Annotated in this window: 19 protein-coding genes; 5 read left to right on the top strand and 14 right to left on the bottom strand. The window is 41.5% G+C overall.

From position 1 onward, the window contains the following. The first annotated feature begins 297 nt into the window (after positions 1-297). The 5 genes from PR800_RS01475 (at position 298) to PR800_RS01455 (ending at position 5,571) form a co-directional block, all read left to right on the top strand. Positions 298-1,827: a peptide MFS transporter gene (locus PR800_RS01475; RefSeq protein ID WP_102139547.1), complete on the top strand. Its 1,530-nt coding sequence runs from the start codon at positions 298-300 to the stop codon at positions 1,825-1,827. 155 nt (positions 1,828-1,982) lie between these two features. Further along, complete coding sequence (locus PR800_RS01470; RefSeq protein WP_166266841.1) at positions 1,983-2,771, top strand: PhzF family phenazine biosynthesis protein; 789 nt, start codon at positions 1,983-1,985, stop codon at positions 2,769-2,771. Positions 2,772-3,056: 285 nt separating this feature from the next. Continuing rightward, complete coding sequence (locus PR800_RS01465; RefSeq protein WP_272530058.1) at positions 3,057-4,475, top strand: NAD(P)/FAD-dependent oxidoreductase; 1,419 nt, start codon at positions 3,057-3,059, stop codon at positions 4,473-4,475. Between the two features lie 109 nt (positions 4,476-4,584). Next, complete coding sequence (locus PR800_RS01460) at positions 4,585-4,941, top strand: hypothetical protein (protein ID WP_206276191.1); 357 nt, start codon at positions 4,585-4,587, stop codon at positions 4,939-4,941. A gap of 225 nt (positions 4,942-5,166) precedes the next feature. Beyond that, positions 5,167-5,571 (top strand): acyl-CoA thioesterase, encoded by a 405-nt coding sequence (locus PR800_RS01455; protein WP_248468127.1) that lies wholly within the window; start codon positions 5,167-5,169, stop codon positions 5,569-5,571. A 158-nt stretch (positions 5,572-5,729) separates the two neighbouring features. On the opposite strand, the gene PR800_RS01450 is transcribed toward PR800_RS01455, so the two are convergent. From PR800_RS01450 to PR800_RS01385, 14 genes are all read right to left on the bottom strand, one after another. Beyond that, positions 5,730-6,407, bottom strand: coding sequence for a tail fiber assembly protein (locus tag PR800_RS01450; RefSeq protein ID WP_272530057.1), 678 nt, complete (start codon positions 6,405-6,407; stop codon positions 5,730-5,732). Next, a complete protein-coding gene (locus PR800_RS01445) occupies positions 6,407-7,657 on the bottom strand; it encodes a hypothetical protein (RefSeq protein ID WP_272530056.1) in 1,251 nt (416 codons plus the stop codon). The genes PR800_RS01450 and PR800_RS01445 overlap by 1 nt, the downstream gene beginning before the upstream one ends. Positions 7,658-7,665: 8 nt before the next feature. After that, entirely contained in the window at positions 7,666-8,322 is a 657-nt protein-coding gene (locus PR800_RS01440) for a DUF2612 domain-containing protein (protein WP_272530055.1), read from the bottom strand. After that, positions 8,319-9,506 (bottom strand): baseplate J/gp47 family protein, encoded by a 1,188-nt coding sequence (locus tag PR800_RS01435; RefSeq protein ID WP_272530054.1) that lies wholly within the window; start codon positions 9,504-9,506, stop codon positions 8,319-8,321. The genes PR800_RS01440 and PR800_RS01435 overlap by 4 nt, the downstream gene beginning before the upstream one ends. Then, positions 9,506-9,850 (bottom strand): hypothetical protein, encoded by a 345-nt coding sequence (locus PR800_RS01430; protein ID WP_272530053.1) that lies wholly within the window; start codon positions 9,848-9,850, stop codon positions 9,506-9,508. The genes PR800_RS01435 and PR800_RS01430 overlap by 1 nt, the downstream gene beginning before the upstream one ends. Next, complete coding sequence (locus PR800_RS01425) at positions 9,850-10,602, bottom strand: Gp138 family membrane-puncturing spike protein (protein WP_272530052.1); 753 nt, start codon at positions 10,600-10,602, stop codon at positions 9,850-9,852. The genes PR800_RS01430 and PR800_RS01425 overlap by 1 nt, the downstream gene beginning before the upstream one ends. Then, on the bottom strand, positions 10,599-11,549 hold the full coding sequence (locus tag PR800_RS01420) for a phage protein (protein WP_272530050.1): 951 nt from the start codon (positions 11,547-11,549) through the stop codon (positions 10,599-10,601). Before PR800_RS01420 ends, PR800_RS01425 begins: the two co-directional genes overlap by 4 nt. A gap of 109 nt (positions 11,550-11,658) precedes the next feature. After that, positions 11,659-12,219 carry a hypothetical protein gene (locus PR800_RS01415; RefSeq protein ID WP_272530048.1) on the bottom strand — a complete coding sequence of 187 codons (561 nt, stop codon included), beginning with the start codon at positions 12,217-12,219 and terminating at the stop codon, positions 11,659-11,661. 110 nt (positions 12,220-12,329) lie between these two features. Continuing rightward, a complete protein-coding gene (locus PR800_RS01410; protein WP_105881008.1) occupies positions 12,330-12,644 on the bottom strand; it encodes a phage baseplate plug family protein in 315 nt (104 codons plus the stop codon). 9 nt (positions 12,645-12,653) lie between these two features. After that, positions 12,654-13,250 (bottom strand): phage baseplate protein, encoded by a 597-nt coding sequence (locus tag PR800_RS01405; protein WP_272530046.1) that lies wholly within the window; start codon positions 13,248-13,250, stop codon positions 12,654-12,656. After that, positions 13,250-15,529: a hypothetical protein gene (locus PR800_RS01400; RefSeq protein WP_272530045.1), complete on the bottom strand. Its 2,280-nt coding sequence runs from the start codon at positions 15,527-15,529 to the stop codon at positions 13,250-13,252. Before PR800_RS01400 ends, PR800_RS01405 begins: the two co-directional genes overlap by 1 nt. Then, positions 15,519-15,644: a DUF6889 family protein gene (locus PR800_RS01395; protein WP_264188032.1), complete on the bottom strand. Its 126-nt coding sequence runs from the start codon at positions 15,642-15,644 to the stop codon at positions 15,519-15,521. The genes PR800_RS01400 and PR800_RS01395 overlap by 11 nt, the downstream gene beginning before the upstream one ends. 68 nt (positions 15,645-15,712) lie before the next feature. Further along, entirely contained in the window at positions 15,713-16,114 is a 402-nt protein-coding gene (locus PR800_RS01390) for a phage tail assembly chaperone (protein ID WP_272530044.1), read from the bottom strand. Continuing rightward, positions 16,114-16,557 (bottom strand): DUF3277 family protein, encoded by a 444-nt coding sequence (locus PR800_RS01385; RefSeq protein ID WP_226693594.1) that lies wholly within the window; start codon positions 16,555-16,557, stop codon positions 16,114-16,116. The genes PR800_RS01390 and PR800_RS01385 overlap by 1 nt, the downstream gene beginning before the upstream one ends. Between the last annotated feature and the right edge of the window lie 7 nt (positions 16,558-16,564).

Genomic DNA, 16,564 nt, shown 5'->3' with positions numbered 1-16,564 from the left:
ACCAATTGATTTTAAATAACTTAATCGATTCAAAATTCTTTCTTTTATTGTCAACTAAAATCCTGTATCTTCCCCTAGCTTATCGTGAGAAATGAGAGTTATATCGACTTTTCACCTTAAAAGCACACCTTTTACAATAAATTCATTCTGTATATAGGTGATTCTATAATAATGTATGTTAAAAATATGTTTCACATATTCATGTTAACATATCAATAACAATTGACACTCGAGCGCACGGCTTGGTGTTTTATATCATGCACAACCTCTCAAGAGAGTATTTATGGGAGTTCACAGATGAACAATTCTGCGACTAAAACAAAAACTTTTTTTGGGCATCCATACCCATTGAGTTCGCTTTTCCTCACAGAAATGTGGGAACGCTTCTCTTTTTACGGAGTTAGACCGTTACTTATCTTATTTATGAGTGCGGCATTATTGCAAGGCGGGATGGAATTACCCATTGAACAAGCCTCCGCTATCGTTGGTATTTTTGCAGGTGGGGTTTATATCACCTCATTACCCGGCGGTTGGTTAGCCGATAACTGGTTAGGCCAACGTCGTGCTGTTTGGTATGGCTCATTAATCATTGCGTTTGGGCATTTGTCTATCGCAATGTCTGCATTTTTATCAAATACCTTCTTTTTCGTTGGGTTATTACTCATCGTTTTGGGTACAGGGCTATTTAAAACCTGTATTACAGTAATGGTAGGAACCCTGTATAAAAAAGAAGATACACGTCGTGATGGTGGTTTCTCCCTGTTTTATATGGGAATTAACATGGGTTCATTTATTGCCCCGTTGATTATTGGCCCGCTTCATGAAAAATATGGTTGGCATTTAGGTTTTGGCCTTGGTGGCTTAGGCATGTTAATTGCGCTGCTAATCTTCCGTTTTTACGCCATTCCTCAAATGCGCCGTTATGATAAAGAAGTTGGCCTTGATTCCACATGGAACCGTCCAACGGTTGAGCGCAAAAATGTGGGGAAATGGGTGACCTTTGCCATGGTGTTATTAGCCATACTGGTTGTCTTGATTGATAATGGTACTATCCCATTTAATGCCTCAATAATCGCGAAAAGCTCTGCTTATGTTATCTCGACCTGTGTGGGCATCTATTTCTTATTTATGTTCTTCCTTGGCGGCTTAACCAGCAGTGAACGTTCTCGCTTACTAGCTTGCTTAATTTTACTAGTTGCAGCCGCATTTTTCTGGTCAGCCTTTGAGCAAAAACCGACTTCATTTAATATCTTTGCTCGTGACTATACTGACCGTCAAATGGGCAGTTTTGAAATCCCAACCATTTGGTTCCAATCAATCAATGCGCTGTTCATTATATTGTTAGCGCCAGTATTTAGCTGGTTCTGGCCTTCGCTGGCTAAACGTAATATGAACCCAAGCAGTATGACCAAGTTCGTGATTGGTATCTTATTTGCTGCTGGCGGCTTTGCTATCATGATGGTAGCGGCAAACCAAGTGCTTGCAACACAAAGTGGCGTTTCACCTTTCTGGTTAGTTGGCAGTATCTTATTACTAACATTAGGGGAACTGTGCTTAAGCCCTATCGGGTTAGCAACAATGACCTTACTTGCGCCACAAAAAATGCGCGGCCAAGTGATGGGGTTATGGTTCTGTGCGAGTGCATTGGGTAACCTTGCTGCGGGCATCATGGGCGGTAACATCCGTAAAGACCAATTAGATTCCATGCCTGAGCTCTTCTCTCACGTCTCTATTGCGCTGGTTATCTGTGCCATTGTATTGGCAGCGTTGATTATCCCTGTTAGAAAAATGCTTAAAAATGCAGACAAAAATGAAGCAAATGCTTAATAACGCTCATTAATTGTCCTCTATCCGGTAGCAGCTCACTCGCTACCGGACCTCCTCTGCGTCATTAACTCCCTAATAATTTGCTTATTATATTTCATAGAATAGGCGCTATACTGCTCTCTCACCGTCCCATAATGACTTTAGGAAATCATTCAATGAGCCTATCCGCCCCTATTTACTATGTTGATGCCTTCACTGATACCCTTTTTCACGGTAATCCTGCTGCGGTTGTGTTACTCGATAACTGGCTACCAGATGAACAGCTCATTGCTATTGCCGCAGAAGTGAACTTATCAGAAACCGCATTTTTAGTCGGTCGTCATATCCGATGGTTCACCCCTAAAGTTGAAGTAAAACTGTGTGGTCATGCAACACTTGCCGCTGCCTTTGTGTTAAATCATGTGCTCCAACAAGATATTCATCCTTTAATATTTAATTCTCTATCCGGTGAGCTAGTTGTGACGCAAAATGGCCCAGGATTTACTCTGGATTTCCCAATACTAGGATCCGTACAAAACGACCCAAACCAGTACCCACACCTCGCCGACATCCTTGGAGTTAAAATCAAAGAGCTTTGGATAGCGAAAGACCGTTACCTGTGTTTTCTTGAAAGTGCACAGCACGTTCAAGACTGTCAGCCGGATATGTTAAAACTTTCGCAGCTTTCTCTTCCTGGATTAGCAATTACAGCAGAAAGTGCTAATGGCGACTGTGACTTTGTTTCTCGCTATTTTGCCCCAGCAAAAGGGGTAGATGAAGACCCTGTAACCGGTACCTCACATTGTGCTATCGCGCCAATATGGGCAGACCGGCTGAATAAATTGCAGTTAGTTGGCCAACAAATTTCATCACGCGGAGGAGTAGTTCAATGTGAGCTGACCTCTGAACGAGTAAAATTAACAGGTAAAGCCGTCTTATTCCTAACAGGTGAAATCCACATTTAAGATTAAAAATCAAACAAGTAGAAACAGAATCATTTCTATCCTGTCTATTCTTCTATCCAAATAGTGCCAGCGCCAGTATTTTTCTTGAACATTATTACTCTTGAAATAGTGGCGCCCATTTCATATCCGAAAAATATTTTTAACATTTAATTAAAAATTTTAATTTCAACCCAACTTGGTTTACAATTATAATTATTATTAAAGATATAATTACAATTATAAATATTTCTAATTGAAGCTTTGGTCAATTGTGAAAAACTCATTCGATATAAGGAACTTAATAAGATGGCTATTACTAGAAGAAAATTTTTGATTGGTGGTGGCGTTGTTGCCGTTGCTGCAGGAGCCGGAATTTTAACTCCAATGTTAACTCGTGAAGGTCGATTTGTGCCTGGTAAGCCACGACATGGCTTTGTTGCAGGAACTGAAGGCTCTCTACCACAGCAAGCTGACGTCGTTGTTATTGGTGCTGGAATTCTGGGGATCATGACTGCAATTGAGCTGGTCGGGCGTGGTTTAGATGTTGTTATTGTTGAAAAAGGTAACATCGCAGGCGAGCAATCATCCCGCTTCTACGGCCAAGTTATCACGTATAAAATGCCAGATGAAACGTTCTTACTACACCACTTAGGGAAACAGCGTTGGAGAGAGATGAACGCGAAAGTCGGTGCAGATACTAGCTATCGTACTCAAGGTCGCGTTGAAGTACCATTTGATGAAGAAGATCTTGTCAACGTTAGAGAGTGGATTGATACTCGCAGTAAAAACGCCGGTTCAGATATTCCGTTCAAAACACGTATTATCGAAGGTGCTGAGCTCAACCAACGTTTGAATGGTGCACAATCTAAATGGACTATCGCTGGTTTTGAAGAAGACTCTGGTAGCTTAGATGCTGAAATTGCGACCTTCGTCATGGCAGATTACGCCAAAAAATTAGGTATAAAAATTTATACTAACTGTGCAGCTAGAGGCTTAGAAACCCAAGCAGGCGTCATTTCTGATGTCGTCACCGAGAAAGGGGCTATTAAGACTTCGCGTGTTGTTGTCGCAGGTGGCGTATGGTCAAGGCTGTTTATGCAAAACTTAGGTGTTGATGTCCCAACACTGCCCGCTTATCAATCTCAGCAACTGATCACCGGATCACCAACTGCACCGGGGGGTAACGTTGCTTTACCTGGCAATATTTTCTTCCGTGAACAAGCTGACGGCACCTACGCAACATCTCCACGTGTGATTGTTGCCCCTGTTGTTAAAGACTCCTTCGTTTATGGTTATAAATACATTCCATTGCTGTCTATGCCTGATTTCCCTGTGCATATTTCATTAAATGAGCAGTTAATTAATTCATTTACCGAACCAACCAGCTGGAAGTTGGACGAAATTTCACCTTTCGAAAAACACAGAAATATGACGGCATTGCCTGATTTACCTGAGTTGAATGCATCATTTGAGAAATTAAAAACTGAATTCCCTGCATTTAAGGATTCTAAACTTATTGACCAATGGAGTGGTGCTATGGCCATCGCACCTGATGAGCATCCAATTATTTCTCAGGTTAATGAGTATCCGGGCCTTGTCATTAATACTGCTACAGGTTGGGGAATGACAGAAAGCCCTGTTTCTTCTGAGCTCACGGCTGACTTGTTACTGGGTAAAGAGCCATCATTGAATGTTAAACCATTTAGCCTATACAGATTCAGCTAAACTGGCTTGTAAAACTTGCTCACAAAAACCCTTCCATTTGAAGGGTTTTTTTATTGCCTATTGTGTCTTTATTACATAGTATTCGAAACTTAAATCAAATGGAGTGATTATGAATAAATTACTATTAACAATAGCGATTTCACTATTAAGTACCACTGCTTTCGCTGAGAAAAGTTATACCGTAGAGCAATTAGAGGACATGATTGCTAAAAACAATAAACCACAAATTGCAGTGCCTGTTTTAGATGGTTCAATTGCAAAAAACGATTTTCCAACCTGTAAGTCAGGCTTAATCGAGTGGCTTGATGGTGTTGAAAAATACCCTATTACTGTTGAAAAAGATGTTGATGGCGAAGATTTTTCTGCCACGATTTGGGCTGAGTCTAAAGCATTTTTAGTTTCTTGCGTTAAAAGTGGCAACAATGCAAAAGCTGTTCGTATGAGCGCAGAGTATTTAGATAATTAATTTCATGCCTCACTTATAATTTAAAGGCTCATAATTTGAACTCAGAGCCTTTAATATTACCCTTCTGATTTTAGCTACAGCTGATATTCTCAAAAACTTCCCCTGCCGGAACGATTCACTTCACATTTATTGCTGAATTAATTTGAAATGAGTATTACACTTAGCCTTTAACATTATTGCTTTTAACAATTACGAGCATACTAAGTAACAATTGTAAGGTAGACCATGAGTTCCATCGCTGACGATGTTATCGCACAAAAAATAGAACAATCCATTTCTCGCGTCTCTAAAGTCGTATTTCCAACAACAACGAACCACCATAGCACCCTATTTGGCGGTACTGCTCTCGCTTGGATGGATGAAGTTTCTTTTATTACCGCAACGCGTTTTAGCCGTAAGCGCCTCGTTACCGTATCAACTGAGAAAATTAATTTCACCCACCCAATCCCTTCAGGCACTATTGTTGAATTGGTCGGTAAAGTCATTCGAGTCGGAAGAACCAGTTTAACGGTTAATGTATCGATTTTTTTAGAGGATATGTATTCTGATGGTCGTGAAGAAGTGATACATGGCCAATTTAATTTTGTCGCCATTGATGACAATGGTAAACCTACCCCACTATTTGATTAATATAAAGTTTTAATGAGTTAAAATAGCAAGAAACACATTAATGGACACAGCGATGGACACATTATTTTCTTGTATCGTTGTATAATTAGAATGGCAATCTTATGACATTGGGTGTAATGAGAAGCCGCTTTTTACAGCGGCTTTATTTTTGGTGGGAGTTAAGGTTTTTCAGGCCAATCAATATCTGGTGCGAGTGAAGTATCAACACGGTTTAACAAAACACGGTATGTTTTCCACTTCTGTAGCGCTGCCATTTCTTCCTCTGTTGCCATATCCAAATCTACAGCATCCTGAAGTGGTGCTATCGCGTTATTAGCTTCTGCTAACAATGATTGCTTTTGCTGCTCAGCCTCTGCAATTAGTTGCTCCTTTGAAACGGGCGGATTTAAATGTAACTCAATATCCTTCGGTGTCATTTTCTTTAACGTTTTTAGGTGCTCACGAATCTCAAAGAAAACAGGCAAAATAGCGTCATATTCATCTTTCAATGGCTGATATGCGTGCTCAGATTGATTGAAAGCAATAAGAGCTTCGTTATGCACTTCTAGTTTTATATTGATAGATAATTCAATTTGCAAAAGGCGCTCATCGCGCGCCTTTTGCCATGCTTCACTATCTTCAATATCCACGGGAACTTGTTTCGATTTTTCTTGCTCAAGCAACGCTTGGGTTTGAGTTAACTCAACCTCTGCTTGATGAAGACTGTTTTTTGCGTCAATAAAGACCGTTTCTAATGGAGGGATTAAATTTTCAAGTTCGCTTAATCGAGAGATTTGCGCCAACTGTCTATCGTCATAAGCAAAAACATTGCTTGTCTTATCTTTATAATAGTTCATTAACGTAACTCCACCCATGATTCTATGGTGCCTAAAGCACTTGTTAACATATAAGAAGAGCCTTCTGGAATAATCGCCGTAATAGATAACCCCTTGTAAGAATTATCAGCACCAGTCCCGCCACTTCTAAAATTAAAATCTACACCATCGACTTGGAGTACGGCAGTGATACCTGATCCAGAACCAAGGTAAAACGCAGAAATTAATACGGTGATTGGCTTTCCTGTCGTGTTGACATACTTCGTTGATTTACTTCTTGACTGCGTCACATTGCTATATTTCTGGCCAAATCCTATCAACCGGTTGCTAATGGTATTTAGCCAAATAGAAGCGGCATTTTGGCTTAGAACATCAGAGGTGGAATCACCTAAACTTTGTTTAACATTCCCTGAATGTAAGATGGTTTCGATTGCGTTAAGAGGAAGCCTCGGTATTTGCACTCGCCCACCCCAATTAGAACCCTCATTGTATTGAAAGTACCCCATGAGTGCCGCGGAATTGGGCGCATAAAAATTAACGGTATCTGCGAGCGTCTTAACGGATAATGATGTTGCGTTCAACGAACCATTTAACACTCCGCCTGTTTTCGGGAAATAGCGCGCATCAGATGCCGCCTTAGAATATCTATCCTCCATCCAAATGGTAACAGCGTTCACGCTTGGAACTTGTGTAGTCGATGTCCCTGATGTTTGAGTTACGCTATTTTTATCAAACTTTAAGTTAAGTCCGTTCGCAAGTGCTGTATTTGTTGCATAGTCACCCGCAGGGGCATAACTGCCTTTGGGTTGATACTTGCCATCTGATTCAGTTTTTGAATAGCTGTACCCAAGTGCGGCAAGTTTACCAACCTCAGTCGTAAACAAATTGAGGCTAGGGACTTTGTCGTTATCGTTGCCTTTCTGGCCTGAAATGCTCGCTTTGTCGATTTTTTTGTTAAGCTCTAAATTCATTGCAGCGCTAGTAACATACCCTACCCCTGAAATGGTTTGCTTAATCGCCGTAACTAAGCGGGTTTTAATACTGGCAACATCACCGTTATCAAGCAAATCTTTATTGTCCGAATCAACAATAAATTGAGCTAATGCGCTAGACATAACAGACGACTGTCGCCAGACTGTATTAAGCTCTTTTGATTTTGCCACGCCGCTAATAAAGCCATTAAAACGAGCCGCGAGCCGTTCGTACTCCTGATTTGAAAGCACGTTTGCCCCTTCGGCTATACCGAAAGGCAGAAATTCATTCTTAGCCATAAGACCTCTTAAAGTGGAACCGCAAAGCCGCCTATATCGAAGCCGGCTATGTAGTTATTGGATATGTCGAATCCAAACATGGGGGATTTAGGAACAGAATTGATGTAATAATGATTAACTTGAACACCTTCGGGCTTAACGCCGAGATAGCCTTGCTTAACAATCGCCTTAGTGACGTTATCAACATAAGAGCCTGTAATAAATACATCCATGCTCATATCTAAGTTATCAATAAAAAATAATTTGGTATCTTTATCAGGAAGAAGTGAATCATAAATATCCATCAATGATTCAGTTGTGCCATCCCAATGATTAGCCTTAATTTTAACTCTAATTATGGTTCGGTACGTTTCATCATCTAATTCAGTAAACCCACTATCAGAGTCGAAAGCACGTTGCCAAAAGCCCTCATCAAGACCGACTCCGTCACTATCTAATGCAAAATACACCCCCGCAATTGGCGTCTGTATATATCGGGATATACCAACCCACTCACCAATGGTATCTAGCTGAATGCCGACAGCATCATCCAACGAAAAATAATTATTTAATTGGCGAGCAAAACTGGCTGTTTCAGCTAGGGATTTAGTAATTAAATTGATGTGATTGCAAAATTTATTGGCGGTTCGGTGTTGAGAGGTGATCAGCTTGAGATAATCTCTCATGTTGTCACTATCTCCACATATTCAATGTTGCTAGTCGCGAACTGGTGATATTTCAGGGTAATGTTATCTTCAGCGACACCACCAGCTGACAACCCTATTTCGAGTTTTGAAATATAGAAGGTGCCACCTTCTGGATCTGACTGCAGGTTAGCGGGTGAAAATAGCTTAGTACGATAAATATCAGTGCCAATCTCAAGGTTATTTAAGTATTCAGCCACTGCCTTTTTAATTTTATCGCCAACTAATGTTGTGTATCCCTCAAAAGCCTCAAGTGTTATTTTAACAAATATAGGCACACTTTCAGGTCGACTAAAGCGAATGGGTAACGTCACGCCATAGTGATTTGTCACAATAGTTTCTATATTTCCAAACGTACCTGTTCCGGGCGTTTTCTTTAGTGCAATAACCTCAGCGATTGTTTTTGCATCGCCGCCATCCACAATCAATGCAATAGAGTGAGGGGAAATACCTCTACTATCTGTCAAACTTGTATCATTCTCAAATGCCGCTAATCTAGCAACTCCGACTATTTGGCTCACTGAACCAATCACACCATCGAGTACAGTTCGCGAAGGCAAGGCAACAGACTTACTACGACGAATACGCAAGTTGCCATCGGTTTCCACTTTTCGACCAGGAGTTGCTGTTGCGATATTAGTGACTGATTGCCAGCCCCGGGTTGGCGTACCAATTTGATTAACCTCCCCCGGTAACGCAATAATAGCCCCTGCCTTTTGACTAATCGCTGTCACGGTAACATCACCATGTGTACCTATCACGACTGATTCGGGAAGTGACCAAATATTGCCTGATACGTCTTTTACTGTCCCATTACTAATCACTGTACCAACCTGACCTGTAATTAACACATCAACCGTTGAATTTGATTGAGGGTTACGTGATAACCCATTAATGGCCACATTATTTGATAGCGCTTGTCCTGTAGACGTTGACGGGCTAAATGAGTTATAGGCCGTTACCGCTGCATTATTCGCATCCTGAATTGCCAGCGCATAGATTGCTAACATCTGGCCATCTTTACTATCAGGCTCGAGATAAACATCATTACCGTATATTTGCCGAAACAACTCTTGAAGCCGTTGAAGTATGGTTGGGTAATCGGGTGAGGTGATCCCTTTTTCCGTTATCACAGGCGCAAGCCCAACCGTTTCGATATTTAACATTAGCCCTCGCTTTTAATACTCATTGTGCCGTACAAAGTTTCTATCATTGCTGTGATGGTTACCTTTCGTGTTGATGTATTAAGATCAACACCAAAATCGAGAATTTTCACCACTCCCTGCGTACCTTGAATGATTTCTTTTATCGAGAGCGCATAACCTTGAGCAACGTGCATCCCTAAACCCTTTTGAGCATGGGGTGTACCAATGCGATCATCAAGAAACCATTCCTCTAACCATAGTTTCAGGCGGCTTTTTACCGCTTGAGCAACCGTTTCTGGGGTGTTAATAAGGAATTGGTTTGAACCGAAGGTATAGTCTCCATCATCTTCTTTGCGATATTGCATTACTTAGGCTCTCCTGTATTGCCACCACCAGTTTGAACACCGCCATGCTTGTGTTTAGTTAAGCTTATGCCGCCAGCCGTAACATCATTTTTCACAGTAACAGGACCATTTATTTTGGCTTCACCGCCACCCTCACCCATACCTTGTGCTAAGTTTCCGTTAATTGTGACATTGCCGTTTAACACGATTTCTGGTGAATTGATTTCGGTACCACCTTTTGCAGTTGCTGTTAGTTTTGCGGGGGTAATAACGGTCACGTCTTTACTTCCCGTATTAATAGCAACATACGCACTACCGTCATCACTTCGTAGCTGAACTTCAGAGGTACTAATTCCGCTAATTTTTTGCGCTTGTGATTGAGGGCCGACTAATGCAAACCCATCCGATAAATTATGTTTCCGAGGATCTACCGCTTCCTGCACCCCACCACTTTGCCACCAATAATCAATGCAACGGTCAGCAAAAATAACTAAGCACTCATCACCGGCTTTAATTGGAAAGGTTAATGTCGCGCCCCCTCCTCGAGGGAAAATAACCGGCACATCCACCAGCAAAGGAAGCGGGACTGTTTTATCAATGCCATCTTCATTAATTCGCCACTTAATGGCCGGTTGCGCTTCAATCGTCACCGCATCAGCGTTAAATGACTGCACAATGCAAGGTAATGCAACAAATAACCCTGACATCACGCTTTCTTTCATCAATAAAAAAGGCGCTTCTGGGCGCCCTATTCGTTCATCATTGGTGATCATTCTTCTACCGCCATTGCTTGTATTGCTGATGGGCTTAGCTTGGTTTCAACAGAGCGAGCTATACAAATTAGCTCTTGGTACCACGTATTACCTCGCGTATCCCCGTAATAGCTCACATTGATAACTTTATATTCACCATCAATATCAAGTGGTGACGGTTGTTCTGTTGTGCCGTCGTGACTACCATATAACCCGATTTCTTTATTCGATAATCCGGCTAAATTAATGCCTGAATTATCCAATTGAATTAATGTTCCGGGCTTAATGTTAGGGTTTATCATGCAGGTCACGTTGATACCACCACCAATAGTTTGCTCCGGCGTTCCGATAAGGCCAGTGTCATAATTCAAGATGATTTCATTGATGTAATTATCCTTTGGTACAACTTCAAGGCTATTGCTGGAATAACGCCAGTCAGCGCCATTCTGCACCGCAAAGCAAGTCATTTCATCACGGTGCATGCCAAATAGAACTTTACCCCGTGGCGCCACGGTATCAGTGAACTCCCCTCGCATACCCGCCAGCACACCGTATTTTTCAACACTCTTCATCAGTGCCTTATCAATCGTGTCCTGTGTGTATCCGCTAGCAATTGTGGTAGACACTATCGCGTTATTATATGCCTGATCGCTTTCCGCTGACTGAATGACTACATAGGTATCTGTCACATTGTCACGACCAGAATAGGTATATTGGATCTGGCCAGAAAATATTTGGCTACTGTTATCTTTATAACCTGCCACTATCACTATTTGCTTAAATTCATACTGGCGTAGTTTGTTTTCAGTTTCTTTATTTAAATTAAAAACTTTAACAATCGCTGTCGTCGGATAAGCAAAGTTAGGTCGAGTGATATTGAATGTAACCCTCAACTCAGATAAATCGATGCCCTTGCCGTCGCTGTCAGCAACGATAATCTGGCACTCACGGATCCAGTTCTTAGACATGTAAACTCCGATTTTAGGCAATAAAAAAGCCGCGCTAGGCGGCTGGCTGACTTATATTACTGTTAGAGCTCATGCTTCTAGTGTCTTGCCTACTGTCTTTATATAACCTTTACCCTAACGATTGACAGGCTTTTAATAGCTGTAACTCATTCATCTCAGCATCGGATACCAAGCCTATTTTTTCCCCTTTTTTGTTATATAGGTAATAATGATCATAAGAGCCTTGGTGAACAAAATAACGGTGCTGCTGTATTAGCAGATAATCTTGGTATTGCCCATTAGAAATAACACAAATCAGTGAACCATCAGTAACAAAAGACTGCTTCTTATTCTCAATATCCAGCGAATGAATAGCTGATGATGTGGCCCATGCTGGAGTTTGGAAATATAGTGTTTTTCCATCGATTGATAATTTTAAGTCGTAGAATCCAAATAAGTTTTCTTCTGGCTTATCCGTTATTCTTTCCTCTAGTAACGTTGTTTTGCTTCCAGTTTTTTGGTTCATTGAAGTAATAGCAACTCCACCGCCCTCGCCTTCTTCAGGGTTTCTATCCCCCATGATGTAATAAACCATATTACCTTTCGGAGCTGTAACGTATTCCAATGGACTTAGCGCAGCGTTTGAACTAATGGAAAAAAATAATAATAGTAATACTATATATTTTTTCATTTCACCCTCAGATTTTGTAATTAGCCATTTACTTAAAAATACCATATTTCGAAAGCTATTAGTATTAATTGGCTATAAGCTTTTTAATCAGCAAAAATAGTCTCGAGCAGCTAATTTTTATTGTCTAATGATTTAAAATACAGCTTCTTTTTTTCTCCTAAATTAACAGGAGATCGCTCATCATCCATGTTTTCACATACAAAGACTAAAGAGCCATCAAAACCCAAATACCTATATTGTGCGAAAATATCTACTCCATGAACTAGGGGAATGCCCAAAAGAATTCCCTCTTTAGATTGAGTCATAACATCTAGTACCCATCCGCAATATTCTCTAAATGTTACTCTCAGGTGGTATGTTTTGTTGCCAAGTTGAATATCAAATTCTTGGTTTTTATTTGATAGTGGTATCTCTAAAATATCCATCATATTTACCTAACGAATAATATTTAATATTGTTTCTAATGCGCTCTGATTTACTGGCTTAGGTGTTACCGTACCTCTGTCAACAGTCCCGCCAGTCACTTCTGGCATTTTCTGGTTTTTCAGAGGGGCTACATTTTTACTTTTAGTCTCAACAATGGTCACCTGCCTTAATGTCAAAGTGACCATTAGGACGTTTTCACTGGTTTTTTCCGTAGTAACTTCAATCGCTCGGATAAGCATATTTTTGTAATCACGTTTACCAGTGATAACATCAAAAGGCTGCTTAGTTGCCCGAAGGTCTAATAATTGCTGATAGATTTCGCGGGGGCTGCTACCCAGCTTTAGCCCCGTTGAAACGTCAAGCATGGTGGAGGTATCGAAGCCATCGATTAACGAACCGCCACCAGCAAAGCCAATTTCCATCACAACTTCTGAGGGTCTATCGAAAGTGTGATCACTAACTGTAAACCCTTCGCCTCCCGGAACTTGAACAGGATGTTCGGTAATTTCAGAGCTGTCAGAGTGCTTTTCTGATATCACCACGCTGGGGACTATCATGCCAATTTTTCGAGTGCCTTGAGAAAACAGCGTACCTAAAATATCCATTAACCCACCTTGTTTTCTAAGTTGCGAACCAATATCTGATTTTGTCGCCCAACACTCTCGCCCGTTAATGTGGCTGTCTCATACGGTGACTGCCCTCCAGTCACATTGATATTATATATAGGACTAATTGATACCTGCTTAGATGAATTAGAGTCATTGCGAATGAGATACTCAGGCACAAACTGCCCTGATTGCCCCATACTACCAAGGTTTGATGCCGCGCGACTCATGCTTTCCGTGTTGATATTTATCGGCGCGGATGGTTTTATTGTTGGGTCAGGAGTACCCGTAATAGCTGCTGTGACCAGTTCTTTTGGGTACGGGAACTGATTTTTATTCTCAACCAATGACATAGCTCGTACTAATGCATACATCGTGTCAGCATCATTTAGGTCAAGCTTTTGGTTTCGTTTCACACCGAGTTCCTTGCTTACCCGCTGAATATATCCTTCTGTATCATTACCTTCATGTTCAGGTGGTGCCCATTTCGTAATAATATCCTCAATGGTTTGTAACTTTTTAAAACCTGCAGCACGTGACGTACCATTGTAATACATCATAAGTTGTTTAACATTCGCACGAATACCATCGTATGCGCTATCAAACACAGCAAAAGCACTTTTGCTATCTTTTTGAGCCCCCTTTTGTCTATCATAATTCAAGTTCAGCGGATTATTATTTCGAATGCCCTTTGGTGCTTTTGTTCCAGAAAAGGATAAACCGCCAGAGCCAGAAATTCTCTTTCCTAATTCACTATTTTTGACAGCATCCCAAGTATTGCTTAAGCCACCATCCTTGAATTCCAACATATCACCAATGAAACCCATGCTGGGTATAATCCCGTCACCAGCTTTCATCACAACTTTTAATTTATCCTCAGTGGTGGCATTTGGATCATTCAGAATGATAACTGCTTTAGCTACTTTCCCTAATTTATTACCCGCGGTATCAATGAGCTCATCAAGTTTTTTAAATCCCTCATCAATCTTATCTGTCAGTTTATCAAAAGCCAATAAAGCACCGAAAAGAAGCGCTCCGGGCAAACCAAACATCCTAATGAAGCCGGCACCAACCTTAGTTAACGTGGCCAGAATGCTAAGCATCCATTTACCACCAAGGAATAAAGCAAATCCCTTAAGTACAGTTTCCCAGCCGCCAATCGTATCTACAAACCCCGAAGCCCCTTCCCACATTTTTTGTAGTGATTCGGTCACAGAGTCGATAGTGCCTTCCCACTCCGACCAATCAATGGCTGATTTACCGCCTTCCTTCCATGTTTGGTAGTCATCCCACAATAAGAACAAGGCAGTTAATGCGGCAATCATTAATCCGATTGGGGAGGTGAGAAAACCTTTATTCAATGCCCACCAAGCTGCCAGCACGAGACCAAACGTTTTAATCAGTCCTTTACTGGAATCATCAAGCGCATGCCACCAACCAATTAAATCACGTATTCCCTTTGCAGCTCGATACACAAGGTGATTGAGTATTTCCGTTAACGTCAAAATAGCGTTAACAATTTTTAGGATGATTTTTTCAATTGTTGGGAAATTTTTAACCAGTAATTCAGTGAATCGCGCAATACTTGGCGTCAATACCCTTGCCAGTTCACCACCGATTTTATCCTTACCGATCCCCACCGCTGCAGTCAGTTTTGAGAATTGCGTCATAAACGCATTCCCTTGCTTCGCAGCAAGATCAGGGTTATAACCGATGGCTTTCATCATCATGGTGTATTCAGAGGAATACCCATGTAAACCACGGCGCATGGCCAGTAAGGTGTTTTCGTCAATACCCAACGCTTGCCCGAACGCGGTCGCGCGATACATCGGCATTTTTGATAACCGGTCACCCACTAAAGCAACCAGTGAAGCGGTATCTCGGAGGTTTCCATTCGCATCACGAGTTTGCACCCCGATATTTTTCAGGAAACCCTCGCCTCCTGGTGTATTACGTAAAAATGCCCCCAAACGCTCAACAGATTGATTAAACCCATTGATATCGCCACCAGCCTGTTTAACCGCATAACCCAATGATTTAATACTATTGGCTGTCGCACCGGTTCGCTGTGCTTGCCAATATAAATCATCTAACCCTTTCGATATCTGCGCAGTAAAACCAAGAATAACAGCGGCGGCACCTTCAACAGCTGCGCCAGCTTTGAATGCTGTCGAGGTGATTTCACCCAACACTGAGGAAAATTTCTTAGCTCCGGATTCATCAACATCAAAGCCGAGTGAGACCAAAAAATCACGCATTGTTTCAACGTTATTGCTCATTACGGTACCTTTCGATTAACGCCTCGTTTTCGGCTTCGACATCCAGAAAATCATTCATTCGAGCGATATCCCCAAGGGATATAGTGCCATCCAATAATGATTCATACTTACACATCCCCTTACCGACTGGTCGCATCAGAAAGTAACGACCATCCGGTAAGGTTTCGAGTTGAAGAGAGTTTGTTAGATTGACTCTTCGATCACGGCTGGGGTAGGAAAAAAACTACTCAATGACTCCTGAATAACATGACCAACAATTTTAAACAGGTCAATGCCGTTGATATCGTCATACATCAACTGCTCGTTAGTATAAATTGCGGACCATGTATTCCCTGATTTACGGCTAACAACGGAGAGACAAATATCATTAATTTCAGCGCGTTCTTTTTTACCCAGCGCACGAACCGCCTCGGAAATAGCCGGCAACACATCCGTTAAATTATCTTGGCTGAAGCTTTTCCCTTTATCCTTTAGCAGTGGCGCCAATGCACCAAATGCAGGAACCAGCGCAAAGGCTAAGTCTTGTTGTTGAAATGCATTTAACTTACCTGAGCGGTATGTGTTGCCGTTAATTGTAAATTCCATTAAAAGACTCCTAGCTGTGTATCAATTTTACCGCAGTCAAATACCCAAGAAACGGTATTACCTACTTTTGCATTCTGCCAATCGGGAATACGCTTGAACGCAACCGAACGGCAAACTGTGGTGTCATTGCTCACTTTATTACGAATAGTGATCACGTTATTCCCCCATGTTGCTGAGGAAAATTGCTGCAGGTTATACATCATGTTTAACTTAGCATTTGTCGGGCTGGTTTTTAGTAACACAACCGTCACCGTACCGCCTTTTCCTGCGTGCAATGAATGCATAACTTCACCGTCTGCGCCAATGGTCATGGTGTTTTTATCTTCTGCCATTGAAACGGTGATCCCTTCTTCGGAAACCGCTGCGCCGTAGCCGAGTTCAAATAAACCACCCACCCCCGCAATGGAGGCAGATACATCCATAAAAGAATATGTATTAGACATGAGTCAC

The organism is Providencia sp. PROV205, assembly GCF_028479505.1.
In the GTDB taxonomy this organism is placed as follows: domain Bacteria; phylum Pseudomonadota; class Gammaproteobacteria; order Enterobacterales; family Enterobacteriaceae; genus Providencia; species Providencia huaxiensis.
This window is presented reverse-complemented; position numbering and strand designations above follow the sequence as displayed.